20 protein-coding genes are annotated in these 26,834 nt (G+C 70.7%); 12 read left to right on the plus strand and 8 right to left on the minus strand.

Features of this window, described 5'->3' with window-relative positions:
• Positions 1–92 precede the first annotated feature (92 nt).
• From KOI35_RS44090 to KOI35_RS44110, 5 genes are all read right to left on the minus strand, one after another.
• Positions 93–1,856, minus strand: a complete 1,764-nt coding sequence (locus KOI35_RS44090; RefSeq protein ID WP_246614772.1) for a SpoIIE family protein phosphatase — start codon at positions 1,854–1,856, stop codon at positions 93–95.
• A 105-nt stretch (positions 1,857–1,961) separates the two neighbouring features.
• Positions 1,962–2,636 carry an activator of HSP90 ATPase gene (locus KOI35_RS44095; RefSeq protein WP_215795733.1) on the minus strand — a complete coding sequence of 225 codons (675 nt, stop codon included), beginning with the start codon at positions 2,634–2,636 and terminating at the stop codon, positions 1,962–1,964.
• Between the two features lie 112 nt (positions 2,637–2,748).
• Positions 2,749–3,621: a bifunctional DNA primase/polymerase gene (locus tag KOI35_RS44100; protein ID WP_215795734.1), complete on the minus strand. Its 873-nt coding sequence runs from the start codon at positions 3,619–3,621 to the stop codon at positions 2,749–2,751.
• Between the two features lie 23 nt (positions 3,622–3,644).
• Complete coding sequence (locus KOI35_RS44105; protein WP_215795735.1) at positions 3,645–4,685, minus strand: beta family protein; 1,041 nt, start codon at positions 4,683–4,685, stop codon at positions 3,645–3,647.
• Positions 4,686–4,689: 4 nt separating this feature from the next.
• The gene (locus tag KOI35_RS44110) at positions 4,690–6,024 is read right to left on the minus strand and encodes an AAA family ATPase (RefSeq protein WP_215795736.1); all 1,335 of its coding nucleotides are present in this window, start codon (positions 6,022–6,024) and stop codon (positions 4,690–4,692) included.
• A 147-nt stretch (positions 6,025–6,171) separates the two neighbouring features.
• On the opposite strand from KOI35_RS44110, the gene KOI35_RS44115 reads away from it, so the two are divergent.
• From KOI35_RS44115 to KOI35_RS44145, 7 genes are all read left to right on the plus strand, one after another.
• Positions 6,172–6,549, plus strand: a complete 378-nt coding sequence (locus KOI35_RS44115; protein ID WP_215795737.1) for a YbaB/EbfC family nucleoid-associated protein — start codon at positions 6,172–6,174, stop codon at positions 6,547–6,549.
• Positions 6,542–6,856, plus strand: a complete 315-nt coding sequence (locus KOI35_RS44120; protein ID WP_215795738.1) for a type VII secretion target — start codon at positions 6,542–6,544, stop codon at positions 6,854–6,856. Before KOI35_RS44115 ends, KOI35_RS44120 begins: the two co-directional genes overlap by 8 nt.
• Positions 6,853–8,007 carry a WXG100-like domain-containing protein gene (locus KOI35_RS44125; protein ID WP_215795739.1) on the plus strand — a complete coding sequence of 385 codons (1,155 nt, stop codon included), beginning with the start codon at positions 6,853–6,855 and terminating at the stop codon, positions 8,005–8,007. Before KOI35_RS44120 ends, KOI35_RS44125 begins: the two co-directional genes overlap by 4 nt.
• Positions 8,004–8,321, plus strand: coding sequence for a hypothetical protein (locus KOI35_RS44130; protein ID WP_215795740.1), 318 nt, complete (start codon positions 8,004–8,006; stop codon positions 8,319–8,321). Before KOI35_RS44125 ends, KOI35_RS44130 begins: the two co-directional genes overlap by 4 nt.
• A gap of 848 nt (positions 8,322–9,169) precedes the next feature.
• Positions 9,170–9,838 carry a hypothetical protein gene (locus KOI35_RS44135; RefSeq protein WP_215795741.1) on the plus strand — a complete coding sequence of 223 codons (669 nt, stop codon included), beginning with the start codon at positions 9,170–9,172 and terminating at the stop codon, positions 9,836–9,838.
• A gap of 265 nt (positions 9,839–10,103) precedes the next feature.
• Positions 10,104–10,457: a DUF2795 domain-containing protein gene (locus KOI35_RS44140; RefSeq protein ID WP_215795742.1), complete on the plus strand. Its 354-nt coding sequence runs from the start codon at positions 10,104–10,106 to the stop codon at positions 10,455–10,457.
• Between the two features lie 266 nt (positions 10,458–10,723).
• Positions 10,724–11,491, plus strand: coding sequence for an SDR family NAD(P)-dependent oxidoreductase (locus KOI35_RS44145; RefSeq protein WP_215795743.1), 768 nt, complete (start codon positions 10,724–10,726; stop codon positions 11,489–11,491).
• Between the two features lie 65 nt (positions 11,492–11,556).
• Here KOI35_RS44145 and KOI35_RS44150 read toward each other — a convergent pair whose 3' ends face one another.
• A complete protein-coding gene (locus KOI35_RS44150) occupies positions 11,557–12,411 on the minus strand; it encodes a hypothetical protein (protein ID WP_215795744.1) in 855 nt (284 codons plus the stop codon).
• Between the two features lie 816 nt (positions 12,412–13,227).
• On the opposite strand from KOI35_RS44150, the gene KOI35_RS44155 reads away from it, so the two are divergent.
• Positions 13,228–18,144 carry an arginase family protein gene (locus tag KOI35_RS44155; protein ID WP_215795745.1) on the plus strand — a complete coding sequence of 1,639 codons (4,917 nt, stop codon included), beginning with the start codon at positions 13,228–13,230 and terminating at the stop codon, positions 18,142–18,144.
• Here KOI35_RS44155 and KOI35_RS44160 read toward each other — a convergent pair.
• Positions 18,141–19,739, minus strand: coding sequence for a restriction endonuclease (locus tag KOI35_RS44160; RefSeq protein WP_215795746.1), 1,599 nt, complete (start codon positions 19,737–19,739; stop codon positions 18,141–18,143). The two genes, KOI35_RS44155 and KOI35_RS44160, sit on opposite strands and share 4 nt — an antisense overlap.
• A 382-nt stretch (positions 19,740–20,121) precedes the next feature.
• Between KOI35_RS44160 and KOI35_RS44165 the strand changes: the two genes are divergently transcribed.
• The 3 genes from KOI35_RS44165 to KOI35_RS44175 all read left to right on the plus strand — a co-directional run bounded on the left by KOI35_RS44165 (position 20,122) and on the right by KOI35_RS44175 (position 23,626).
• Entirely contained in the window at positions 20,122–21,804 is a 1,683-nt protein-coding gene (locus KOI35_RS44165; protein ID WP_215795747.1) for an EAL domain-containing protein, read from the plus strand.
• A 239-nt stretch (positions 21,805–22,043) separates the two neighbouring features.
• The gene (locus tag KOI35_RS44170) at positions 22,044–22,523 is read left to right on the plus strand and encodes a MarR family winged helix-turn-helix transcriptional regulator (RefSeq protein WP_215795748.1); all 480 of its coding nucleotides are present in this window, start codon (positions 22,044–22,046) and stop codon (positions 22,521–22,523) included.
• Between the two features lie 17 nt (positions 22,524–22,540).
• Positions 22,541–23,626 (plus strand): S-(hydroxymethyl)mycothiol dehydrogenase, encoded by a 1,086-nt coding sequence (locus tag KOI35_RS44175; protein ID WP_215795749.1) that lies wholly within the window; start codon positions 22,541–22,543, stop codon positions 23,624–23,626.
• Here KOI35_RS44175 and KOI35_RS44180 read toward each other — a convergent pair whose 3' ends face one another.
• Positions 23,627–24,979 carry an MGH1-like glycoside hydrolase domain-containing protein gene (locus KOI35_RS44180; RefSeq protein ID WP_215795750.1) on the minus strand — a complete coding sequence of 451 codons (1,353 nt, stop codon included), beginning with the start codon at positions 24,977–24,979 and terminating at the stop codon, positions 23,627–23,629.
• Positions 24,980–25,258: 279 nt separating this feature from the next.
• On the opposite strand from KOI35_RS44180, the gene KOI35_RS44185 reads away from it, so the two are divergent.
• Positions 25,259–26,824, plus strand: a complete 1,566-nt coding sequence (locus KOI35_RS44185) for a hypothetical protein (protein ID WP_215795751.1) — start codon at positions 25,259–25,261, stop codon at positions 26,822–26,824.
• Positions 26,825–26,834: the final 10 nt, after the last annotated feature.

Raw genomic sequence — 26,834 nt, forward strand, 5'->3', positions numbered from 1 at the left:
ACACGGGCCCATTTCGCCGAGCCTGTGGACAACTCGCGATTGTGGACAACCCACGGATCGCCACTCGTTGTGTCAGCCTCGGGCGGGTCGGTTCAGTGCAGGCCGACGACCAGCAGGGCGATGTCGTCGGCTCGGCGCGGGGCGGCCTCGATCAGGCGGTCGCACAGCTCGTCGGGCGGGAGAGCGGCGTTGCCACGCAGCACCGAGCGGATGCGGTCGATGCCCTCGTCGATCAGATGGGCCGGGTGTTCGACCAGGCCGTCGGTGTAGAGCAGCAGCGTGCTGCCGGGGGCCGCGCGCCGATGGTGGGTGGTCCGCTGCTGACGGGGGAGCAGGCCGAGCAACGGCTCGGGTGACTCCCACCAGATCTCCACCTCGCCGTCGGGTCGCAGCAGCACCGGAGGTGGATGGCCGGCGTTGGCGAAGGCGACCGAATAGCCGTCGTCGCCGCGCCGCAGACGGGCCAGCACGGCGGTCGCCGCGGCCGGGACGTGCAGGCCGTGCAGTGCCCGATCGAGCTGATCGAGCAACGGGCCGGGGGCGTCGTCGCGGCCGTACGCGTCACCGCGCACCAGGTTGCGAACCTGGCCCATCGTCGCGGCGGCCTCGATGTCGTGGCCGGAGACGTCGCCCACGGCCAGCATCAGGGTGGCGTCGGGCTGGGCGAACGCGTCGTACCAGTCGCCGCCGACCGAGGCGCCGTCCTGCGCCGGCAGGTAGCGGCCGTGCAGGTCGACGCCGTCCACCTCGGGCAGTTCGGGCAGCATGCTGTGCTGGAGCACCTCGGCCACGTGGCGCTGACGGTCGAAGACGCGGGAGTTGTCGACGGCCATGCCCGCGCGGCGGCCCACCTCGGCCGCGGTGCTCTCTTCGGCGAGGCCGAAGCCGGGCCGGTCCGGGCCGTTGACCAGCAGCACCGCACCCTGCACGCGGTTGGTGACGGGCGACGTGATCGGCACGACGAGCGACGACTCGCAGCCCAGCCGGTCGGCGTCACCGGCGGCGAGGTGGTCGCGCGCCTCCCGGCGGATCGGGCGGCTCGTCCGCTGCACCGCCCGGATCAGGGGCTTCGCGTCGAAGCTCCGGACCAGCCGGTCCACCGCGTCGGCCTGGGCCGGGTCACGATGGGCGGCCGACACGTGGCGGATCGTGCCGCCCTGGTCGGCCAGCATGATCAGGCACCAGTCGGCCAGGCGGCCCGCGACCATGCCGCCGAGCCGCCTCATGGCCTCGTCGATGTCCATCGTGGTGGCCAGCGCGTCGGTCAGCTCGCCGAGCAGGGTGAGCTGGCCATGGGCCGACTCGGCGGCCAGGCGGGCCTCGTCGGCGATCTCGCGGGCGATGCGCAGCCGCAGCTCCGAGCTGCACACCTCACCGAGCTCCTGGAGCAGCACGATCTCGCTCCTGGTCCAGACCCGGGGCTCACGATCCATCACGGCCAGCGTGCCCAGGACCAGCCCGTCGGAATCGGTGAGCGGCACCCCGGCGAACGCGATCGCGCCCAGATCGCGGATCGACAGGTTGTCGCGCATCCGGGCGTCCTCGCGCACGTCGGGGACGATGATCGGTTCGCCGGACTCGACGACATGCCGGCTGAACGAGTGGGTCAGCGCCATCTCGCGGGTGCCCGCGATCGGCTCGGGCAGACCGACCTGGCCGGGCAGGTGCTGCCGGTCGGCGGTAAGCACCGTGACCAGCGCGACCGGCACGTCGACGAGTCGCTCGACGATGGTGGCGATGCGGTCGAAGGCCGGGTCGGCCCGGGACCCCAGCTTGAGCCGGGCGACGGATCGCAGGCGTGCGACATCGGCAAGGACGCTCGGTGGCGTCTCCGAAGCCAAGTCACCCCGCAGCAAAGTCGCTCCCCGGCAGGTCAGAGGTGCCAGGTTACCGGGCTCAGACCCCGATCATCGACCCCCGAGTGACCACAGACGCATTCCCTGCCAATCTCTGCCGCCGGGTCAGGAACCGGGGGCCGGGTCGCCGGCCGCGGTGATCTCGGCGCCGGCCGCCAGGGGAGCCCACTGCTTCGCCCACGTCTCGCGGGTCGTCTCGAAGGAGGCGTCGTCGGCGCCGAACATCGAGACGGTCACCTCGAAATGCGAGGCCGCGTGCTCGTCGAGCGGAATCCGGCTCGCCACCACGATCAGGTGGTCGTCGGCGGTGACCGTCCACGCCACACGGGGGCCGAAATGTTCCCATGGGCCGGCCGCGAGGGTCAGCGCCTGACGGCCGGTGGTCTCGCCGGTCAGATAGAGAGTGCGCCGCCGGCCCGGTGGCCGCCGGTCGACCAGGAACCGCAACTGGATCAGGAACGCCCGCCAGCCCTCCTCGATCGCGTCGTAGATCTCGGGGCCGCCCGGCGTGTTCCCCTCGCGAGCCACCCGCACCCGGGCCGTGTCGTCGCCGCCGGTCACCTCCAGATAGGACCCGTCGGCCCAGCCCATCCGTTCCGGCGCCAGCAGGGTCGCCTCGTCCAGGAAGATCTGCTTGATCTCGGCGGCGAGGCCGTCGTAGTCCCAGCCGAACCACTGATGCAGGACAGCCGGCTGCGTCACGGAGTCCCAGATCTCGTCCCGTCCGGCTGCCACGGCGATCTCGACGTCGTACGGCTTCAGCTGTCGTGCCTGGGTCATGCCCGGCCTCCGGCCGCGCGCGCATCACATATCTCGGTCCACTCGGTCATGGCCCCATTTTTGGGGCAAGAGCCGTTTCCCGCCACGTGGCGGGCAGGCGCACATGCATTCGTTATGCCACGTGGCGTCCGGATCCGTTCGCTCCGGAGCCGAACGGATCTGGAGCGAAGGGGGCGCGGCGCCCCGCGGTCAGGCCCGACCGGATCGTGCTGCGAATCTCGGCCCGGCCCAGGCCGGCGAAACGGGCCGCGTCTTCGAGCTCGCGCATCGTGTCGGCCAGGTCGAGCAGTCCGGCCCCGACGAAGCGGCCCAGCGCATACGCCGCCCGGTTCAAGGTGTCGTTGCGGGTGCCCACAGGTGCGCGGGCGACCCGGTCGGCCTCGGCCGCCAGGGCTGCCCGCGCATACCTCGTGGGGTGTGCGATCGGGCCATGCCGGTGAACCGGGGGAGGGCCCTCGATCAGCGCCCGCAGCGATGCCGGGCCGTCGGGCAGTGGCTCGCCCGGGCGGTGCACCCACCGATAGTCGCCGCCGGAGGCGTGCCTCGAGGGCGGCGCCACCACGTAACCGCCGACGCCCCGCCAGTCGAGGCCGGGCAGCAGACCCACGCGGTTGCCGAAGCCCATCGGGTTGAACCAGAAGTGCCACCCGCCACCGCCCGTGCGAACCCGGGGACCGGCCGGGAACTCGCCACCCAGGAGATGGCAGAGGCCGTGCCAGCCCTCGGCCGAATCGACGTCGGCGACATCCATCGCGACGCCGGTGCGCAGACCCACGTTCGCCTCGGGCCAGCGAGCCCACCACATGTCGATCCGGCGGGGGTCGGTCGTCGCCTCGTGGAGGCCGTGACGCGGGTGCGGATGTTTGCCGGGTCGTTCGCACGAGACTCCCTTGTCGCAGGTGCAGCCGCCGCGCGGGTCAGGCGCATGCACCGGCAGGACGGGAATCCCGTGCCGGGCGTAGGCCAACGCGGCTGTCAGCGACATTAGAACAAGCGTACGACAAAAACTCAGGGGTCGATCCGGATCGTCCGCAGGACGTGGGCGATGTGGTGCGAGGTGCTCCAGGACATCCAGCTGGCCGAGCTGCCGGCGCCCCGGGCGGTGCGGGCCCGCCGGGCGATCTCGGCGTCGCCCCACGAGAAGCGGGCGCCCGCGGCCGGCCACTGCGGCGAGGTGACCAGCGTGCGGCACAGGTCGTGGCACCGGTCGTCGCTGCGTCCGCCGCGCCGGGACCAGCGGTAGATCCACCAGTTGTGCTCGCCGGTGTAGCGCAGGGTGGGGAGCTGGCGATGCCGTTGCACGCCGTGCCGGCGTACGGGGGAAGTCACTCCGTAGTCGGCATAGCCGATGCCGGGCTCGCCGATCGCGGCCCAGACCCGCGCGTCGTGCCGTTCGATCGTCACCGGTTCGTCGGTGGGCAGTTCGTCGAGGTTGGGCGGCATGGCGCCGGAGGCAACGCTGATCGAGCGCCACGGCCGGCCGCGGGCCCAGCGCAGAATTCGCCGCAGCTGTTCCTCGAACCGCTCGGCGTGCGCCACGCAGGCCGTCTCGGCCAGGTCGACGAGCAGGTCGACCTCTTCGGTCTCCAGGCCCGCGGCGGCCAGCAGGTGCTCGACGAGCGCGTCGGCCTGTCCCGGGTTCGCCGCGTCGACGTGCGGCTGAAACCGCAGAACCGCGCGGCGCAGGTGCATGCGGGCGGCCAGGCCGTGGGCGACCAGGCGGCGACGGCTTTCGTACGCCCGCAGCACCGGCAACATGGCCACGCCGAGATCGGCGAGTTCCTCGGCCAGGTCGAGCGAGGGGGCGGCGAGGCGGTCGGCCGGTTCGGCGATCGCGCCGAAGTCGACCGCGAGCGCGCCCGTGCGCGGTGGCAGCTCGCGGATCAGCGGAACGATGCCGGCGCCGTCGTCGAGCTCGAGGATCGGCATCACCCAGGGCGCCTCGGCGGCGGTCAGGTGGCTCAGTGCCGCCAGCTCGCCCCGTCGGGGGCGCAGGATCGGCCGATAGACACCGTCCTGCATGGACCCCGCCGTGGTGAAGACCGCCATTAACTCAAAGTAGCGGCTCGTGTCGCATAGGTGACAGTCCCTTGCGCAAATAGGACAGGATCGCCTGATTCGCCTCCCAGCCATCGGGGAACTTCACCGGCACGTTGAGGTGCACCGGCTCGGTCGAGGGGTGGGCGTCGAGCAGCTCGGCGATGCCCGCACGGGCCACCACCACGCAGGCGTGCCGGTGTCGAGAAGTGAGCACACACAGGCGGCCCGACTCGAGGTGGAAAGCGGTCGCATCCTGCCGGCCGGAGAGCGGATGCAGCACGACGGTCAGGTCGTATTCGCGGCCCTGGAGCCGGTTTGCCGTGTCGACGGTCACGCCCCGGGCCTCGGGCGGGAGCAGGGCCCGGATGGCCGCGGCCTGATCGCGATGGGCGGCGCCGATCGCGATGCGGTCGGCGGTCAGCGCGCCGCCACCCGACTCGGACGAGGTCACCGCCTCGCGGGCGAGCGCCCGGACGGCGAGCCCGGCGCAGGCGGCCGCGGCCTCGGCGTCGGTGCGGATCGTAAATCGGCCAGGCAGCTCGTGCAGACCCCAGCCGGTCTCGGCGGCGACGTCGAGCACCTCGTCGAGCGCCGTCTCGGCGGGCCGGCCGAAACGCAGGTCGCGCTCGCCCGGCCCGGTGCCCGAGCGGAAGCCGGTGAAGGGATAGAAGGCCTCGGCCACGACCGGGGCGGCCGTGTGCGGCAGGCGCCACGACACGGGCAGACGGTGCACCGGCAGATCGGGATTGTGCCGGAGCAGGACGGCGACCGCGCTCTGCATCGGATCCCACGACAGGCCGGTCCAGCGTTCGACCTCGACGGTCGAGAACGGGTCGAGCTGACCCGGATCGCCCACGAACAGCGCCCGGACGAACCGCGGCGCCACGCGGAGCAGGGCGTCGGAGCGCATCTGGTACGCCTCGTCGACGATCGCCCACGGCCACGAGCCCTCGGTCACGGTGGCCCACTTCGCGGCCGTGCCGATGGTGACCGCGGGCGAGCCGAGATCGGCGACCTTGGCACCGACCCGGCACCTCGGATGCTCGCGGACCCGCTCGCTCGCCTCGTAGTCGACGGCCGACAACCGGCCCACGCCGACCTCGGGCGAACGCGCCCCGAGCCGGGCGATGAGATCGTCGACCTGCTCGTTGGTCTGGGCCACGATCATCAACGGCTCACCGGCCGCGGCCAGCTCGCCGGCGGCCCGCACGACCAGCGTCGACTTGCCGGCGCCGGGCGGCGAGTCGACCACCACGCCACGATGGTCACCCGCGCGCAGATCGCGCAGGACGGCGTCGACGACCCGCCCCGCCTCGACGGCCGGGGGCAGCAGTTGTTCCGCATTCACCGGGGCACGGTAGCGCGACCGGCCGACAGTTTCGGCTGATCATGCGGCGGTCCACTGGTCGCGTCCGGGAGTTATCCACAGGCCCCGGCGGGCTGGTCGAACGGCGCTACGGTGAGTCCCGATGTCGGCACGGGGAGGTGTTCGTCCATGTTCGACGGTCGTGATCTCGGTGATGCGGAACGGATGATCGACGACTGGCAGACCGGGATAGAGGCGCGGGCGGCCCAGGCCCGCGAGCTGTCCACGAGGCTGGCGGCGGTCACCGCGACGGTGCGCAGCGACGACGGGCTGGTCGAGCTCACGGTCGGCTCGACGGGCGATCTGGTGCGGCTCGAGCTGGGCGAGGGCATCCGCGGGCGGCCTGCGGCCGAGACTGCGCGCGACATCATGGCGACGCTGCGAGCCGCCCGCCGGGCCCTGACCGCCGAGATCACCGAGGTGACGACGGCGACGGTGGGCGCGGAGTCCGAGACCGGCCGAGCCGTGATCGAGGCGTACGAGCGGTTGCGTGGGCCCGATGAGTGAGCAGGTCGGGGTGCGGCCGGGCGACCTGGAGAAGCAGGCCGCGGCGGTGACGGCGGTCGGGGCGCGGGTGAGCCGGGCGGCGGGGGCCGGGCGGGTGGTGCGGCCGGGCGTGGAGGCGTACGGGAAAATGTGTCTGATCGTCCCTCAGGTGCTGGGCGCCCTGCAGGACACGCTGGTCGACGGCATCGACGCGGCGGCCGAGTCGCTGCATGACACGGCGGCGCGGCTCGAGACGACGGCCCAGGCCTACGCGGACACAGACGAGCAACGGGCCGCCGAGTTCGACCGGTTGAGGCGCAGGCGGTGACCAATCCCCTGGTCGCGCCCGTCGCCGACACCGCACCGAGCCCGTGGGCGGGCGTCTGGATCGCCGAAGACGTCGAGCTGATCGCGTCGGGTGTGCGCAGCGGCAGCTGGATCGACGGCACACTCGGGGTGGTCGGCGGCGCGCTGGACGGGTTGGCGCTCGCGTCCGATCCGGTCGGGGCGTTGCTGCAGTACGGCATCGCGTGGCTGATCGAACACGTCAAGCCGCTGTCCGAGGCGCTCGACTGGCTGGCCGGCGACCCGGCCCAGATCGCCGCGCACGCCCAGACCTGGCGAAACGTTGCGTCCTCGCTGGCCGGCGAGGCGGACGAGCTGGCACGGTCGGTGCGGTCCGGGCTGACGGAGTGGTCGGGCGCGGCGGCCGACGCCTACCGCACGTGGGCCGGCCGGCGCGAGCAGTCGCTGCGCACACTGGCCACGGCCGCCGAGACGATGGGCCTGATGACCGAGGGCGCGGGCGCGTTGATCGGCACGGTCCGCCTGATGGTCCGCGACGCGGTGGCCACGGTCGTCTCACGCCTGATCGTCTATGCCGCCGAACTGGTGGCCACGGCCGGTCTGGCCACACCGCTGGTGGTCGAACAGGTCGGCACGCTGTGCGCTGCGTGGGCCGCGAAGATCGCCCGCTGGCTCCGCGAACTGCTGGCCAGCCTCCGCCGCCTCCTCTCCGAAAGCGGCCGCTTGGGCAAGCTGATCGAGACCCTGAAGCGCTGGTTCTCCGAAGCCACCAACGGCGGCGGTGGGCCGGAATCTCCGAAGAAGCTCGACGAGGAGACGCGGAGGAGACAGGAGCTCGGCGCGGATCCTGCGGTGAAACGGCATCGGGCGGCCGAGGTGGAGACCGCTCTGCGGGTGGAGGAGCAACTCGGCATCGAGCTGCGTAGGGCTACGGACGGGGACATCGACTGGGTCGGCTCGGACGGGAAGACCTACGACTCCGTGGGAAACTTCGACGGCCGGTTCTTCGATCGACAGTGGCCCAACCTGCAGACTCGGATACTCGATCATGTGGAGAAGGCGGATAGGGTTCCGGTCGACGTCGCACGCTTCACTGACGAGCAGAAGCAGACAGTGCGCGAGTTCATCGAGGCGCACCGCCTCGAGCCTCGTGTCTTCATCGTGGGGGAATGATGGCCGGCACGATCAGCCTTTCACCGGAGCAGCGATGGACTGCCAGTGGCTGGCTCTTCGACTGGGCCGTGGAGTTTCTCGCTGCCAACGTCACCGAGCCCGGCCTGAAGGCGGGTCTGGAAGAGATCGTGACCGAGAATCTCGGCTGGCTGGGCCTGGGCGACTTCGGTCCGTCGGCCGAGCGCGAGATGCGGACCTTGCTCCGGACGAACCTGCTCGCTGCCGCCGACGGTTCTCTGCCGCCTGACATGGATGGCCGCCGGAGTGCACTGGACCTTTTGAGCGAGTTGGCCGCAGCCGCCGAGCCTGTTTAAGCAATCCTCGAAACGATGACAGTGGTCGCCGATCGGCGCGGGATTATCGGATGCCGCCGTCATGATCGCTTGGTGAGTGGGGCTGTTGTGTCCTGTCGGTGGAGTGAATGAATTTGCTCAGTGGACGGGGAGAAGCCGAAGCACTCGTGAGTGGTTGATTGGCGGCGCAAGGACCGTGGGAATGGCGCCAGCGTGTCATTGCTCACTGTGGTGGCTTGATTACTTCTCGTGTCGCCGGGGGATGGAAGTGTTTGCTGCCTCTGGGTTACCGGCGACGAGCGAAGTCTGCTGTGGACGGTCGTGGTCGCGGCCGCGCTGAACGGGCGAAACGGGTCTATGGCACTTATCCTCAATGGGAAGAGTGGCACTGACGGAAATCTGACAACGGGGTAGTCGGCGGAGCGCTCGCGCTGGGTCAGGCTAGGGGTTGACGGAAGACGTTGTGGCGGTGTGGCGGGTGGTGTCCGACGACCCGGGCGGGCGGGATCGCGTACGGGGAAACGGGCTTTGGGGTAGAAAAGCTGCTGGTGAGGGCACAGTGGATCGTCACTGTGAGTGGATGTTTGCGTCGTGGTCACCACCCTGAAATATCTGGGTGATTTACTGGTTCCACGGGGTGAAAAACGAGACCGACATGCAACTTGCACGTGCGGTTCGCCGTGCAAGTTGCATGTTTCGCTCGCGTTCGACCTGCTGCTCCATCGTCGTGGCTAGCTTTTGATCGTTTCGCTCGATTTCATTCACGGGCGTTTTTGGGATCTAGGAAGTGGACCCTTCCAGTCGATCACCGGAAGTGGAACTCTTCTAGCCAGCAGTAACGCCAGCGACACGGACGGTGGTGGTAACGAATGCGCCCAGACGTTCTGGTCGGTCCGAGCGAGTGGGTGGTGGAGCAGTTCGGCGACAAGGTTGCCGGCGAACTGTGGACCCGGGTGCCGGAAGCGCTGAACACCGCGATCGAACGCGAGATTCACGCCCACCCCGCGATGACGCAGACCACGGAACGAGTGATCGCGAATCCGCGATGGCCGCTTCCCTACGAGGAACTCGTGCTGTTCCTGGGCACGCTCCCCGGTGCCGAGATCATCAGCGTGCCGAAGTCGGTGTACCAGCTGGTGGTGATCAACGGGCACGTGGTGGTGCCGTGGTGTTACGGCCAGTCCGCGCGTGACTCGATGCGCGACGCACCCGTCGGGCGCTCGTTCGGCCGGCTCGCCCGCGAACTGCTGCGACGGTTCGGGCCGTCGTGGCGGCGGTCGCAAGCCGAGGCCCCCCTGCCGCTCGACGCCGTCGACGAGCGTGAGGTGGCCAAGATCTGCGCGGCGATCGCCCAGATCGACCCGAAGCCCGAGGTGGTCATCGCCGGGTTCGCCGGGGCGCCCAACCTGGGTCTGCTCCGCGCCTGCCTCGGTGAGATCAAGTCCTCCGACAACGGTTCGCTCAACTGGAGTCACCTCGACGACCTGCCGCTGCCCCCGCCGGTGATCCCGCGCCCGCGCCGCATGCAGTTCGACTGACCCATTTTCCCGTACGCGTCGACGCGCACCTCCCGACCCTTCGGAGGGTGCGCGTCCTTGCGTCCGCCCGGGGTACGCGTCCTGGCGTTGGGCAGGTGCGCGCCCCGGGCTCTTTGGCGGCGGCTCCCGCGGGTGAAGTCGGGTGGTGGCGCGCGTGGGTGAAGTCGGGTGGTGGCGCGCGTGGGTGAAGTCGGGTGGTGGCGCGCGTGGGTGAAGTCGGGTGGTGGCGCGGTTTAGTCGGGGAGGGGTCGGGCAAACGGCGTGGATGGATAGAGGAAGCGACAAGCACAGCGCTCGCGTCGACGACGAGCTGGCCCGCGAGGTGCGGGACATCGTGCAGGGCGTGGGCGGCACCCGGGCCGACGACGGGCGGGTGCCGGAGTCCCCGGCCGACGGCGAGCCCGAGGTCAGCGGCGTCCTCGACGACGGGGAGACGGACGAACTGAGTCGCTTCGGCCGGTACATCGGACGGTCGGCGCTGCCGGGCGATCGCGAGAAGCTGCGGCAGAGCGCCGAAACCCTGCTCGCCCCGGACGACGTGCTGGCCGAGATCGACCGCCTGCCGGCCGACCGGGAGTTCGCCACCGTCACCGAGATCTGGGCGGCGCTCGGCCACTGATCACCGACGTTTCCGCGCCCGCTTCGTCGCCGACGGAGCGGGCGCTGTCGTTCCAGGCGGGCTTGGCGGCGCTTTGCGCAGGGCGGGCGCGGGTGGAGCGGGCGCTGTGGTTCCGGGCGGGCTTGGCGGCGCTTTGCGCAGGATGGGCGCGGGTGGAGTGGCGCTGTGGTTCCAGGCGCGCTCGGCGGCGCTTCGCGCAGGATGGGCGCGGGCGGATGCCGTTGTTCCGTGTGCGTCCGACTGATGGGCCGGGGTAAGACGGTGGTGTGGATTCTTCAGTGGTGGTGACCGGCGGCGGGCGCGGAGTCGGGCGGGCGATCGTCGAGCGACTCCTGGCGGAATCCGACGGGTCGGTGGTCGTCGTCGAGTTCGACGAGAAGGCGCTGGAGTGGGCCGGTGAGCACATCGCGGACGGGCGGCTCGTCCAGGTGATCGGTGACGCCTCGGACGAGCGGGTGGTGGCGCGGGCGGTCGAGGCCGGCGGTGAGCTGCGCGGTTGGGTCAACAACGCCGCGATCTTCCCCGACGGCTGGCTGCACGAGATGACGCCCGCCGAGGCCTCCGCCCTGATCGCCCGCAATGTCGACCCGGTGCTGGCCGGGTGTCGCGCGGCCGTGCGGGCCTTCCTGGCCTCGGGCCGGCCGGGTTCGATCGTCAACATCTCGTCGCATCAGGCCCAGCGCGCGGTTCGGGGTGCCTTCGCCTACGCGACGGCCAAGGCCGCGATCGAGGGCCTGACCCGGGCGCTTGCGGTGGATTACGGGCGTTTTTCCGTACGGGTCAACGCCCTCGCCCTCGGCTCGATCGCCACGGATCGCTCCGACGCCCACCTGGCCGCGCTCGATCCGGCGGCGCGGGACGGGTTCGAACGGGAGATCCGGCTGCTCCAGCCACTCGGCCGGATGGGACGCACCGGCGAGGTGGCCGAGGCGGCCGCATTCCTGCTGTCCGACCGCTCGTCCTTCCTCAACGGCACGATCATCCCCGTCGACGGAGGACGTTCCGCCGTCGGCCGCGACCCCGAGGAAGTCTGACCCGCTCTTGCCCGGCATCGAGCCCGACTCGAGCAATTTCCCGGCCCCGGCATCCGACAGCCCGCCTACTTCCCGTAGGGCTGGGGGACCAGGTAGGCGGTGGAGAAGGGTTCGTGCCGGGCCCGCATGTCGGCGTAGGCGGTCAGGATCAGGGGACTGATCACGATGCTGGTGGCGATGGTGAAGGCGGTCGAGACCAGGCCCAGGAACACGTTGACGGCGACGCCGGAGCTGCCGGTCGGGTTGACGGCCGAGCTGAAGAAGCTTTCCACCAGGGCGATCGCGATGTAGAGCCCGATGATGGTGGCCGCGCGACCGAGCGCGGCGCCGAAGTTGGCGTGGAACAGGCGGAAGGCCCGGCTGATCCCCTCGCCGCGTTCCAGGAGGATGATCGGCGGCAGGATCATGATGACCAGCGCGACGTAGATGCCGGGCAGGATGCAGAACAGGAAGCCGACCACGGCCACCAGACCGGCCAGGATCTGCCAGCCGAGCAGCGGGAAGAAGCGGCGCAGGCCGTTGCGCAGGGCCAGGCCGACCGAGACCGGCTGCCCGGTGGCGCGCTGTACCAGCACGTCGAGGGTGGCCAGTTGGGCGACCATGCCGAGGACGACGGCGACCAGGCTGAACGGGAGGATCAGCAGGAACGGCGCGAAGATGTCGTTGAACGTGATCGTGTTCGCGTTCGAGTTCAGCGCCTCGTAGTCGGGTGCGACGAAGAGGGACCCGATCGTGACGGCCAGCAGGGGAATCGCCCAGACCAGTTGCACCATCGTCATCGGCTGCCAGACCGCGCCCAGCAGCGTGAAGCCGCGCCGCCACCAACCGGCGAAGTCGGCGCTGACCAGCGGGTCGTCGGGGCCGGCGTAGTAGCCGGACGGCAGGCTGTAGCCGGGCGGCGTGCCATAACCGGGCGGCATGCCGTAGGCCGCGGGGTCATACCCAGGAACGCCATACCCCGGCTGCGGGCCGTACCCGGGCGCGCCGTAACCAGGTTGCTGGCCGTACCCGGGCACGCCGTTGCCAGGCGGTTGGCCCTGACCCGGCACGCCATAGCCAGGTGCGCCGTATCCAGGTTGCTGTCCATACCCAGGCAGGCCGTACCCGGGCTGGCTGTAACCGGGCTGGCTGTAATCAGGCTGACCGTAACCGGGCGGCGGCCCGTAGGACGAACCGGTGGACGGGTCCGAGGGCGGGTTGTAGGAAGCGCCGCCGGACGGATCCGAGGGCGGATCGTAGGGCGAACCAGAAGCCGCGCCCTGGGAGGGATCGGTCGGTGGCCCGTAGGAGGAGCTGCCGGACTGATCGGAAGGCGGGCTGTAAGAGGACCCGGGCAGCGGCGTGTCGAAGCCGGGCGGCGGCTGGTTCGGGTCTTGGTAACCCGACCAGGGGTCCTGCCCAGGCTCCCACCGTGTCGGCGGATCATCGTGCGGCGACGAGGGCGGCGACGAGGGCGGCGACGAGGGCGGCGACGAGGGCGGCGACGAGGGTGGGCCGGCGGGCGACGGCGGCTGGTGCGGAGACGGCGCCGCGGTCGGGTCGCTGGGTGGCGTGCTGCCCGAGGAATCCGGGCGATTCTCGTCCGGCGTACTCGATGCGTTGTCGCTCACGTCGTCCCCGCTCCCATCAATGATCAGCGGCGCAACCATAACCGCCGCCAGCCGCTGACCACGGTAGGGGAGCGGCGCGAGCGGGGACGCCGGATGAACGAGCCGGGCCGTCCTAGACTTCGGAGGATGGCCGAGCAGCTGGAGTCGCCCACAACGATCCGGGACCGGGCCGTTGCGGTCGCCGACTATCTGCTGGCCGTACGGGCTCAGATGGAACGCCCCGCACGGACCGTGCCCACCGATGCCCTCCGTCTGGACGATCTGCCCGATCATCCGGCTTGTGAGCTGGGCCCGACCCTCGACGGCACGTCCTGGCTGCGGGTCGGTCTGCCCGATCTGCCGCCGTCGGTGAAGGTCCCGGAGGCGCTGCGCCGCCGCCTGCGCGGTGAGATTTCGGCGGCCGACGAGCCGGCCGCCGAGGAAGAAGAGGAAGAGGACGAGTTCACCACCTGGCGGGACGAGGTCTGGCGGCCTTGGGCGCACGCCACCGCCGAGGCCGAGAAGACCCGCGTCCTGCACCGCCGCCTCTTCGACCTGATGCACCAGATCGACATGACCGCCGCCACCACCGAGCTGGTCTGGGGTCACGGCCTGCTCGCGACCCTGGTCAACGGCGAACGTGTCCGCTATCCGCTGGTCGCGACCCCGGTGCTGATCGAGTACGAGCCCGACCGCTCGCTGATCACCGTGTCGCCGGCCGGTCCGTCCCGGCTGCAGACCGAGGCCCTCAACGGACTCGACGACCGCTATCTGGGGCAGCTCAAGGCCCTCGCCGGGCCGGCCGGCACGCTCGAGGTCGACCTGTGGAGCGACCTGGACCGGCGGGAGCTGTTCGAGCGGGCGCTGGGCCGGCTCGGCTACGACCGGCTGATCACCAGCGAGGAGACTTCGCAGCCGCACGTCCAGGACGTGGGCGTGCTGTTCGCGCGGCCCAAACAGCGGCTGCTGCGCGGGTTCCTGGAAAGTCTGCGCGACCGGCTGCTGTCGGGCGACACCGAGGCGGTCGGGGCGCTGGCCGCGATCGTCGCGCACGAGCCGAGCAAGCTGCGGATGCCCGGCGACGAGCCGGAGAGCTGGCAGCGGGTCGGCGAGCGGCTGCTCATGCCGTTGCCGACGAACGAGGCGCAGGAGTCGATCGCCCGCCGTCTGGCCCAGCACCGCAACGTGGCCGTGCAGGGGCCGCCGGGCACCGGTAAGACCCACACCATCCGCAACCTGATCTGTCATCTGATGGCGAACGGCAAGCGGGTGCTGGTCGTCGCGCAGAAGGAGGATCCGCTTCGGGTCCTGCGGGACGGGCTGCCCGAGGAGATCCGCTCGCTCTGTCTGGCCGTGCTCGGCCGCACCACCGATCAGCTGGTCCAGTTGCAGCTCGCCGCCCGTGAGCTGTCCGACCGCGCCGCCACTCTGGACAAGGCGGCCGAGGCGCGGCGGGTCGAGCGGCTCACCTCGCTGCTGGAGGAGGCCGAGCGCGAACTGGCCGCGGCGCTGGGCGGGTTGCGGGCGATCGCCGAGAACGAGGCGGTCACGTACGTCATCGACGGCGCCCCGCTCACCCCGGTCGAGGTGGGCGCGTGGCTGCGCGAGCGGGCGGCCACCCGGAGCGGCATCCCCGACCCGGTCGACGGCCCGCCGCCGCTGGACAGCGCCGAGTTCGATACGCTCCTTAAGCTCGCCAATGTCATAGAAAATACGGACAAAACGCGAGCACTCCAACCGCTCCCGCAAACGGACGACCTGCCCAGCGCCGCCCAGGAAACGAAAGTGCGGGACGAGCAGGGCCAACGAAAGCAAGACGTAGATGCGCTCGCTGCGCAAGGGCTCGACCTCGACGCCGTACGCAATACGAACGTCGCCGCCGTCCGGGACGACCTGCACGACGCTCTGTCCTGGCTGCGCCGCCGCGAGGGCGCGTGGACCGACCGCCTGGGCCGCCTGCTCAACGACCCGCACTGGCGCACGGTCTGGACCGACCACGTCACCGCCACCGAGGCCCGCCTGACCGAGCTCGCCGCCCTGACCAGGTCGCTCGCCGGTCATCAGATCACCGTTCCCGGCCCGTACGCGTCGGAACCGAAACGCCTCCTCACCCAGCTGGCCGAGATCCGGCAGCGTTTCGAGACCGGTCGCGGCCTCAGTCGCCTGCTCCAGTCGGGCCTGTTCCGCCTGGCCGAAGAGGTGCGGGTGGACGGTGAACCGCTGCGCACCGTCGAGGATGTCGACGCCGTGGCCGCGTGGGTGCGCCGCGCCCAGGCCCGGCAACGGCTGGGCGGCTACTGGTCGGAGTGGCGGCAGCGGCTCGCCATCGCCGATCCGCCCGGCGGCTGGGGCGACCCCGAGATCTGGGCCGGTGCCCTGCTGGCCGAGGCCGGTCAGTCCCTCGACTGGGACGTCCGTCACTGGCCGGCGCTGGCCGAGCGGCTGGCTGCCCTCGTACCGCAAACCGAACTTGACCTTGATCCTGGCCGGCTGGCCACGGTGGCCGCCCTGCTCGACGCGGCGCCCGTGGTCTATGACCTCGATGCCGCAAGTGACCGGCAAAAACGGATAGAACAGCGCCTGCAAGATTGGCCGCGCCTCGCGAAGGCCTGGACCATGCTGGAGGGCTGGGACGAGGAGCTGGCCGAGGTAAGACGGCTGGAAGGCATAGCGCCGAGCGCCCGCGACCTACGCGACAAGTTGGACATACTGAAGACGGCGGCCCCCTATTGGGCGGCCCAGATCGAGGCCGGCCACGTGCCACCGGTCAGCGGCCAGGCCTGCCTCGAGGCCTGGCAATGGCGACGCGCCCAGACCTGGTTCGACGAGGTCATCGGCACGGTCGACCCGGCCGTGCTGGCCAAGCGGGTGGAAAATGCTCGCGACAAGATCCGCCGCCGCACGGCCGACCTCGTCGTCGCCTCGGCCTGGCTCGAGGTGTCGCGCAGCTTGGACGACCGTCGCCGGGCCGCGCTGGCCGACTGGACCACCGCGCTTCGCAAGATCGGAAAAGGCACCGGCCGTACGGCCGCGGCCTGGCAGGCGCACGCCCAACGCGCGATGGAGTCGGCCGTCGAAGCCGTGCCGGTCTGGGTCATGTCGGTCGACCGGGCCATCGAGCAGTTCGCCGGCGGCGCCCGCTTCGACGTGGTGATCGTGGACGAGGCGTCCCAGGCCGACCTGTTCGCCCTGCCCGTGCTGTCGCTGGCCGAACGGGCCGTGGTGGTCGGCGACGACCAGCAGATCGGCCCCCAGCTGGGTTTTGTCGGCCAGGTCTCCGGTCTGATCCACAGTCACCTCGACGACGTGCCGTCGGCCGAGCACTTCGATCCCGAGTCGTCGCTCTACGACCACGCCGTGCGCCGGTCGCCCGAGCGGATCCTGCTGACCGAGCATTTCCGCTGCGTGCCGCAGATCATCGAGTTCTCGTCGCGGCACTACTACGACGGCAAGATCATGCCGTTGCGGGCCGACCGGCCGGCCTTCGCCCCGATCCGTACGGTGTTCCTGCCCGGCGGCGTGCGGCAGCAGCTCGGCGGGTTCGGCGACGTCAACGTGGCCGAGGCCGAGGCGCTGGTCCAGCAGGTCGCGACGATCGTGCGCGATCCCCGCTACGACGGCCGGACGCTCGGCGTGATCTCGCTGCTGTCGACCAGCGGCCAGGCGAACTACCTGCTGCACCAGTTGCGCGAAGAGATCGGCGAGGACGAGATCCAGGCCCGGCGGCTGCGGGTCGGTGACGCGTACACGTTCCAGGGTGACGAGCGCGACATCGTGCTGGTGTCCATGGTGGTCTCGGGCAACGACCCCAAGGTGGCCGCCTTCACCAAGCGCGAGTACCACCGGCGGATCAACGTCGCCGCCTCGCGGGCCCGGGATCAACTGTGGATCTTTCATTCCGTACGACCGGGATCGCTGCTCGCCGACGACGCGCGGGGACTGCTTCTCTCGTACGCGCTCAACCTCACCCCGGCCGAAGAGGTCGCCGACCTGGCCGCCCGGTGCGAGAGCGACTTCGAACGGGACGTGCTCAAGCGCCTGTCGGCTCGAGGGTTCCGCCCGATCCCGCAGTTCCGGATCGGCGCCTACCGGATCGACTTCGTGCTCAACGCCCCGGACGGGCGCCGGGTCGCCATCGAGTGCGACGGCGACAGCTACCACGGTCCGGAGCAGTGGGAGAGCGACATGCGCCGCCAGGCCGTGCTCGAGCGGGTCGGGAACTGTGTCTTCGTCCGCATCCGGGGCAGCATCTTCGCCCGTGAGCCCGAGGCCGCGATGAGCCCGGTCTGGCAGCGGATCGACGAGCTCGGCATCACCCCGCCGCCACGCCGCACCGTGCTCGAGGCCGGCCAGTGGCAGGGCTCAGGCTCGGTCAACGCGCGCCGGCTGGTCGACGGGGCGGCCGCGCTGGCTGCGATGATCCCGGCCGACCGCCGGGTGCGGGTGCCGATCGGGGAGACGCTCGAGGACAATCTGGCCGCGATCCGGGCCGCGGTGACCGACCCGCCGATGGTGACGGTCGGCGGTGACTGCGGGGTCGAGCTGGCGCCGATCGAGGCCGCCCTCGAGCGGCACGGTGACGGGTTGGTCGTGGTCTGGTTCGACGCGCACGGCGATCTCAACACGCCGTCGTCGTCGCAGTCGGGAGCTTTCCACGGCATGGTGTTGCGCACGCTGCTCGGTGAGGGACCGGCGTCGCTCACACCGCGGCGAGCGTTGCAGCCCGCGCAAGTGGTGCTGGCCGGAGTGCGGGCGCTCGACCCGCCCGAAAAAGAGTATATTTCGGATAAATCGATAGTGATGGTAGATGTGGACGACGTCGCGGCGGCCGTAAATGGGGCGAAAGCGATCTACATCCACATCGATCTCGACGTCCTCGACCCGGCCTGGTTCAGTTCGGTCGGCGCGCCCGAACCCGACGGCGTACGCCCCGAGCGCCTGGCCGCCGCCGTCCGCGCCCTGACCGACCGGTTCCCGCTGGCCGGCCTGGGGATCACCGAGTACGAACCCGGCGACCCCCGCGACCGTGACGTGCTGGCCGCTCTGATCAGGGAGATCTTCTAGAGAGCGGTCAGCTCGATCCGGGCCTTCACCCGGCAGTAGTTCGAGAGCAGCGTGACCAGCGCCGGCCCGTCGATCAGTTCGAGCGGCCGCCCGGCCAGCGCCTCGTACGCCTCGGGCTCGATGCCGCCCAGCGAGACCAGGATGCCCTTGGTCGCCCCGGCCGCCGTGACCGCGCCGGCCAGCGCGTGCACCTCGGCCGCTCCGGCCGGTGCGCCGCGCCGCGCGAAGATCACCACGGGTCCGCCGAAGACCGGTCGTGGATCGTCGGCCTCCCACCGCGAGCCCCGCTCGGAGCGCGCGGCCGGTCCCATCTGCAGTCCCATCACGCCGAACAGGTCGGCCAGCTGCTGCTCCCAGGCCGCGTCGGTCAGCGCGTGCAGGTTGGGCCGCTCGTCGATGTCGGCCAGCACGTTGAACTCCTCGGTGAAATCCCGGTCGGCGTCCCGGTCGAAATCCACCTTTTCCCGTACGGCGGTCAGCTCGTCGGGCGTCGTCGACAGCGCGCCCTCCAGGTGTTTCACGCAGGCCACCGGGTCGACCCGGCGCAGCTTGATGGCGGCGAACGTCTCCCGGCCCGTCTTGAGCGAGACCAGGCACGGCCGGACGAACCGGCCGGTGCGCCGGTCGATGGTGTCCACGATGCCGTTGAACGACACCTGCCGCACCAGCCCGCCGCGGTCGGCCTCGATCACCTCGTGGATCGTGCGCAGCGTGACCCGGGCGATCACCTCGACGTAGCGCTGGCGGATCTCGGCGTCGTCGCGCGGCACCGCGTTGAGGTCGTCGCGGAACCGGTCGTAGCGGTACTCCTTGACCCGCGGCACCACCTCGATCGGCGGCAGGTGATATTCGATCAGCAGGTGGTGCTGCTTGGGCAGGTAGGCCAGCCGGAAGTGCTGCGGGAAGTCGTCGGGGTAGACCGAGTTGCCGAGCACCATCGCGAAGTATTCGACCACCGAGGCCGGATCGGCGTCGGCCACCGCGCGGGCGAACCGGTCGACCTCGGCGTTGTAGGCCGCGACCTTGGCCTCGTGCTTGCGCAGGCTTTCCTCGTACGCCCGCTGGCGCACCACGAGCTGCCGGCGTCGCCTCTCCTCGGCCTGGGCCCAGCGGGCGCGCGCGTCGTCGAAGGCCCGCTGGGCGCTGTCGGCCTGCTGCTGGCGCAACCGGTCGCCGCCGAGGATCTTGCCGACCCCGCGCGGCTGCGGCGGCACATAGCTCTCCCAGCGCGGCTCGGGCAGCGGGCGGGCCAGCGGCCCCGGGTCGAACGGCGGCGCGACCACCGGCTTCTTGAACACCTGGAGGTCGATGTGGTCGTCGACGTCCAGGGTGGAGAGCAGCAACGCGTCGAGGTCGCTGAGCCGCGCCCGGATCTCCGCGTTGGCCGCGGCCGCGTCGGCCGTCTTGGCCTCGAGATACAGCCGCTGATGTTCGCGCTTGCGGTCGGCGTCGACCGCGGCCTGCTGGGCCGCGGCGATGGCCAGGTCGGCGTTCCGCCGGATCAGATCGCGCTGCTGTGCGGCCGCGGTGCCGGCCCGCTGGTCGGCCGCCACCTGGGTGGCGCGCTCGCGCTGCATGTCCCGAATGATGCCCATGCCTCGTCCTCGCTCCGCTTCATGGCTCCAGCCGCCACCATATCCAGCCAAAAGCGGATCTCGTTACGCGGTGCGTCACCGCGGCGACGTGGCGTGCATGACGTTGGCCGTGGGCGGGTAGCAGTCGCTCAAGGTTCCACATTCGGCACTAGCAGTGACTGTCTGTCATGGAGTTGATGCTAATTGCCCGACAGAACCACGGAGCGCAGTGGTCAACCGATCAGGTAATTCCCTACTCTGATCAGGCGAGAAAGCGCTGCTCGGGGTTTTGTTGGCGAGCTCGGCAAAACATTGGGGCAGGTATTCACTGTTATATCGACCCCGTGACGGGTCGTAATAGTTGCGGGGCTTGGGGAGCAGTGTGGGGGGAGGTGGCGGGCGCATGGCCGCACCTGAGGAGCATCAGCGCGTGCCGGCGCCGCGCGCGCCGATCGACGACCGTCCCGCCTGGTTCTCCTACACCGCCTCCGGCGACCGGATCGTATGGTCGCCCGCGCTCCGGGCGATGCTCGGCCACCCACCCGCACAAGACGAGGTCAGCCGTAAGGTGCTGGCCCGATACGTGCACCGCGACGACCACGCGGCCGCCCTGGCCGCGATCACCAAGCTGTGGGCGACCCGGGCCCAGGTGCGGACGACGATCCGCCTGATGCGCGACGACGGCGGATGGTTCGACGTGGACTGCCGCCTCGACCCGATGAAGAGTCCGGACGGCACGGTGCGCGGCATCCGCGGCACAGTGACCGATGTCTCGGCCCGCGAACGCGCCCGCCGCGAGATGGACCGGCTCGTCCGCCGGGGCGAGACCGTACGGGCGTCGCTGATCGAGCCCGACCCGGCGACCGGCCTGCTCACCCGGGCCCGGTTCGCCGACGAGATCGACCGGGCCCAGCGCCGTGGCGGGGGAGCGGTGCTGGTCATCCGGGTGCAGCCCGCACCGGCCGGTCCCGACCTCGACGACCTGCGCCTCGAGCGCAACGCCGACCTGCTGCACCGGGCCGCGCGGGTGCTCGAGGGCGTGATGCAGCAGGGGGCGCTGCTCGGCCGGGTCGGACCTAACGAGATCGGCATCCTGCTGCCCGGCACGTCCTGGCCGATGGCCCGGCGCGAGGCCGACCTGCTGGTCGAGGCGCTGCGGGCGCAGACGTTCGTGCTGCCCGACACCTGGCTGCGGGCCCGGGCCTGGGGCGGACTGGTCAGATTCACTCCGGACGGTGACGCCGGCAGCCACGAACTGCTGATCGACGCCGAGCACGCCTGGCGGCAGTCCCGCGACGGCGACGGATCGCTGACCCTGGTCGCGCACCCGGTGCCCGCCCGCGACCGGCAGGGCTCCTATCGCAGCCGGGTCGCCGACGCCCTCGACACCGACCGGTTCACGCTCTACGCCCAGCCCATCCTCGAGCTGCAGACCAACGAGGTCACCCGGCACGAGCTGCTGCTGCGGGTGCTCGACGAGGCGGACGGGCCGCAGTCGCCGATCCAGGTGCTCGACATCGCCGAGCGCCTCGACGCGGTCTTCGACATCGACCTGTGGGTGGTCGAGCGGGCCATGCAGCTGGCGGCCGACCAGCCCGGCGCCTGCCTGCAGATCAACCTGTCCGGCCGTTCGGTCGGCGATCCGCGGCTCACCGACGAGGTCGAGCGGCTGATCGAGCAGTACCGGGTGAAGCCCGAGCAGCTCACCTTCGAGATCACCGAGACCGCGCTGATCGGCAACCTGAGCGAGGCCCGCCGGTTCGCCGACCGCGTCCGCGACCTCGGCTGCGAGCTGGCCCTGGACGACTTCGGGTCGGGCTACGCGTCGTTCCGCTACCTGCGGATCTTCCCGATCGACCTGGTCAAGATCGACGGGGAGTACGTGGTCGACCTGGTCAACAGCCCGCAGGACCAGGTGCTCGTGCGGGCCCTGGTGCAGGTCTGCCAGGCGTACGGGATCCACACCGTGGCCGAGTTCGTGCAGGACGAACCCACCCTGCGACTGCTGCGCGAGCTCGGCGTCGACTACGTGCAGGGCTATCTGATCGGCCGCCCGGCCCCGGTTGTCCACGCGTTCAGCGGGTAAGTAGCGGGACCGGCAAGGCCATCGTCTCGGGCCAGACGCGAATGAAGCACGACGCCGGCATCGGCCGTGGCCCCCCAGCCGAACCGGTGCCGGCGTCGTGCCGCTCATGAGAGGCCCCCGGTCGAAGTCCTCGCGCAGCGTACAAGGGACAATGTCGCCCGTCGATCGGTTGCGCACCCGTCCGGGGCAACCTGGACCCGGATCGTGACCTGAGCAGCCCTCGCCACTAACCTTCCTGCATGACCGAGCCCTCCTCCGCGGCCGAACCCCGGTGGTTGACCGACGAGCAGCAGCAGACCTGGCGCCGCTTCGTCGAAGTGCTGATCAAGGTGCCCGCGGCGCTCGAGGCTCAGTTGCAACGCGATGCCGGCCTGACCCACATGGGTTACATCGTTCTCGTACGCCTCAGCGACCAGCCCGACCGGCGGCTCTCGATGAGCAAGCTGGCCAAGACGGTCAGCGCCTCGCTCTCCCGCCTCTCGCATGTGGTGGCCCGGCTCGAGGGCCACGGCTGGGTGCGCCGCGAGCGCGATCCCGAGGACGGCCGGGTCCAGATCGCCGTGCTCACCGACGCCGGGTTCGACAAGATCAAGGGGTCCGCCCCGGGCCATGTCGAGGCCGTGCAGCAGCTCGTCTTCGACCGGTTGTCGCCGGCCCAGGTGCGCCAGCTGGCCAAGCTGGCCGAGACCCTCCTCGATCAGCCGTTAGAGCTCCGCTGACACGTAGGCTGTGCCGCATGAGTCAGCGAGTGCAGGGCATTATCGCCCGCAGCAAGGGTGCCCCCGTCGAGCTCACCACCATCGTGGTGCCCGACCCGGGGCCCGGTGAGGCCGTGGTCGCGATCCAGGCGTGCGGGGTGTGCCACACCGACCTGCACTATCGCGAGGGCGGCATCAACGACGACTTCCCGTTCCTGCTCGGCCACGAGGCGGCCGGCGTGGTCGAGTCGGTCGGCGCCGGTGTCACCGACGTCGCGCCCGGCGATTTCGTGGTGCTGAACTGGCGGGCCGTCTGCGGCAACTGCCGGGCCTGTAACAAGGGCAAGCCGTGGTACTGCTTCAACACCCACAACGCCAAGCAGAAGATGACGCTCGAGGACGGCACCGAGCTCTCGCCCGCGCTGGGCATCGGCGCCTTCGTCGAGAAGACGCTGGTCGCGGCGGGTCAGTGCACCAAGGTCGACCCGCGGGCCCGGGCCGCCGCCGTCGGCCTGCTCGGCTGCGGCGTGATGGCGGGCATCGGCGCCGCGATCAACACCGGCGGCGTGACCCGGGGCGACTCGGTCGCGGTGATCGGCTGCGGCGGGGTCGGCGACGGTGCGGTGGCCGGGGCGGCGCTGGCCGGGGCGACCACGATCATCGCGATCGACACCGACGACCAGAAGCTCGAGTGGGCGCGCGGGTTCGGCGCCACCCACACGATCAACGCGCGCGGCGTCGACGTGGTCGAGAAGGTCAAGGAGCTCACCGGCGGCTTCGGGGCCGACGTGGTGGTCGAGGCGGTCGGCCGGCCCGAGACGTACGAGCAGGCCTTCTACATGCGTGACCTGGCCGGGACGGTCGTCCTGGTCGGGGTGCCGACCCCCGACATGAAGATCGAGCTGCCGCTGCTGGAGATCTTCGGCCGGGGCGGTGCGCTCAAGTCGAGCTGGTACGGCGACTGCCTGCCGACCCGCGACTTCCCGATGCTGACCGAGCTCTACCTGCAGGGCCGCCTCGACCTGGACGCGTTCGTGACCGAGGAGATCGCGCTCGGCCAGGTCGAGGAGGCCTTCAAGAAGATGCACACCGGCGGCGTGCTGCGTTCGGTGGTGCTGTTCTAGCTAGCCGGCTTTCGCATAGGCCGGCACCGATCGGTCGGCGAGCAGGTCGAGGGCCAGGGCGGCGGTCCAGCTGAAGGTGGGCGCGCCCAGGCCCTCGCCGTTCTTCGGGTGGAAGTACTCGAAGTGCCCGTTGCGGTGCACCAGCCGCACCATGGCAGCTCGCAGGTCTTCGGCCTCGTCCCGCCGGCCGTGCACCAGCAGGCCCCGGCGCAGCAGCCAGTTCACGTTGATCCAGACCGGACCACGCCAGTAGCGCTGCGTGTCGAAGTCGGGCGCCGTGCGGTCGTAGCTCGGCACCGGCAGCCCGGTCTCGTCGGGCAGCCCGAAGCGTTCCGACCGCGCCTCGGCCAGGATGCCCGCGACCTGCTCGGCGGGCAGGCCGGGCAGCATCAACGGCATCAGGCCGCTGACACAGTGGGCCGGGCTGAGCGTGCCGGTGCGGACGTCACGGGCGTGGAACGTGCCGGTCTCCGGGTTCCACAGCCGCTTCACGATCGCCTGGGTGATCCGCTGGGCGCGGTCGCGGTGGGCGTCGGCCTCGGCGGTCAGCCCGAGGACAGCGGCGATCTGGGCCAGCGAGAGCTCGGCCGCGCCCAGGATGGAGTTGTAGGACGGGCACTCGACCGCGAACGCGTGCCGCTGCAGCAGGCCGGTGTCCGAGTAGTCCTCGGCGCGGTAGCTCAGCACCAGCCCCACGTAGCGCGCGTAGTCGCGGTCGGTCGGGCGGTGCGACGCGTCCGAGACGTCGAGGTCGCGCCGCCGGAACGTGGTGAGCAGCGACATGTCGGCGGGCACGTTGGCCATCGCGGCGTCCCAGGCCGGGCTGTTGTCCAGACCCGACTCCCACGGGTGCACGATGCTGGCCAGCCCGTTCCCGCCCAGGTCGCGGCGGGTGGTCAGATAGGTCTGCTGGGCCACCAGACGGGGATAAAGCCATTCGAGTTCCCCGTACGCTTGTTGGACGCAGGCCGCCCCGTGCGCCGCCGCGCGCCGGTAGACCTCGTAGGCGGCCACGGCATGCAGGGGAGGCTGGACGATGCCGGTGCTTCCGTGCCGCGGCCTCGACGCGTACGCGGGAACGCTCCAGAAAGCCGGCCCCGGGAAGTAGTCGGCCTCGGCGGTGGCCGGGTCGAAGACGATGTGCGGCACCCGGCCGTCCGGCCACTGGGCCTCGAACAGGCTGCGCAGGTCGCGCCAGGCGCGCGTGGGGTTCACGTAGGCCAGCCCGACCGCGATGAAGGCGGCGTCCCAGCTCCACTGATGGGGGTAGAGGCGGCGGGACGGGACCATGTGGTCGCCCTGCCAGTTGGTCTCGAGGACGCGGGCGGCGGAGTTCCAGAGTTCAGCAGACATCTCGATCACGGGTTCTGCGGGGGGCTGTTGTTCCGGGGGCATTTAAACCTAGGACCTTTCCGCTGCGGTCGCCGACAGGCCCCTCATCGCCAAGCCGGGGCCTGGCTGAAGGAAACCGGAATCCGACTTCGGAGCACGGACTGCCGGTGCGCCGCGTGGAGGGATCTAACCTGATTCCACGTTAACGCGAGATAACGATTTGGTTTCCGGCCCACGCGCCGATCGCCGAATCTCTATGCTTCGCGCGTCTTGATGTGCGGGTCAGACCGAGGAGCCCCGATGCGTCCATCTGTTCTTCATCGTGTGCTCGCCGTGCTGGCCGCTCTGACTTTCATATTCGCCGGGTCGATGCCGGTCTCGGCCGCGCCCGCCGCCAAGGCGCGCGTCGACCTGTTCGTCCGGAGCTACACGCTGGCGCCCGGCACCGGTGCGTTCCTCTACACGCAGCTGTTCGCCGATCGGCGGGTGTCGTTGCCCCGTGGCGCCATCAAGATCAAATATCGGTTCATCAACCAGGGTCCGGGGTTCCACTTCACCGAGCCGGGCACCCCGAACAACTGCAGCTACGTGCAGCCCGACAACAACCTCGAGCTCGACTGCGCCGCTGACGCCCCGGTGCTGACCCCGGCCGGGGTCGACTCCGGCGTGTACGGGTGGATCTCGGCCGGGCGCGACGCGGTTCCCGGCAGCACGGGCACGATCACCGCGACGATGACCATCAAGGGGTACGCCCCGGTCACCCGCACCGCCAAGCTCCGCATCGGCGAGGCGGTCGCGCTCTCCGTGGACGCCGTCGACCGGGAGGTCACGTCGTCGCCCGGCCGCAACCTCGACCTGCCGGTGACGATCACCAACTCCGGTTCGGTCGCGGCCCGCGGGCTGGTGGCCCTGGGCAATTCGCAGTACGCGTTCGAGAGCCGGACGCAATATCGCAACTGCACCTACGTCGACGGCGTGATGCGCTCGTGCACCTTCGACCAGACGATCGCGCCGGGGGCCAGCTATCGGCTGGCACTGCCTTTGCGCGTACGGGCGAACACGTACGCCCCGAGCGTGCAGTACGGCTCGACGTCGTGGATGACCGACGAGGAGTTCGCCGACCTGAAGCAGTACGCGGCCAAGGGCGGCGTCGGCTACCTGCCGCTCGGCACCCCCGGGCGTGGGGGCGTGCTGCGCCTGACCGAGGTGGCCGCGGCCCGGGCCAAGGCCGACCTGCCGCAGGCCCTCAATCCCGAGTCTCCGGGGCAGCACGTCAAGCTCACGGTGACCGGCAAGCAGATCGCCGACCTGGCCGGCGTGGGTGACCGGGCCTCGGGCCGGAAGGGCGCGGTCGTCACCGTCTCGGTCGGGCTGCACAACAACGGGCCGGCCGCCATCGAGCACGCCACGTCCGAGCTGAAGTGGCCCACCACCCGGGTCTACATCCCCAAGGGCACGACCGCGGTCCGGGTGCCGACCAGCTGCTCCCCGATGACCGAGCGCGCCGGGATCGACGAGAACCGGCGTGGTGCGCCCGGTGAGCGCCGCTACAGCTGCGAACTCAACGGGCTGCTCAAGCCGGGCGGGACGACCACCGTCGACTTCGGGCTCCGGATCGACCAGGTCATCACGGGGGCGCGCGGTGCCGCCGTGTCGTTCTCGCCGGACGACCTGACCAAGACCAACGACTCGGCGCCGATCGTGATCAATCCGGCTGTCGCATCCGGTGGGCAGGGCGGCGGTGGGGGCGGTCTTCCGATCACCGGGCCGGCCGTGCTCTCGATCGGCGCGATCGGCCTGGTGCTCGTCATCGGTGGTGCGACGGCGTTCCTGATGACGCGGCGCCGCCGCACCTTCCGGTCGTGAGGGGTTTCCG

Origin of the sequence: Paractinoplanes bogorensis, from assembly GCF_018829635.1 — a bacterium.
Taxonomy (GTDB): Bacteria; Actinomycetota; Actinomycetes; order Mycobacteriales; family Micromonosporaceae; genus Actinoplanes; species Actinoplanes bogorensis.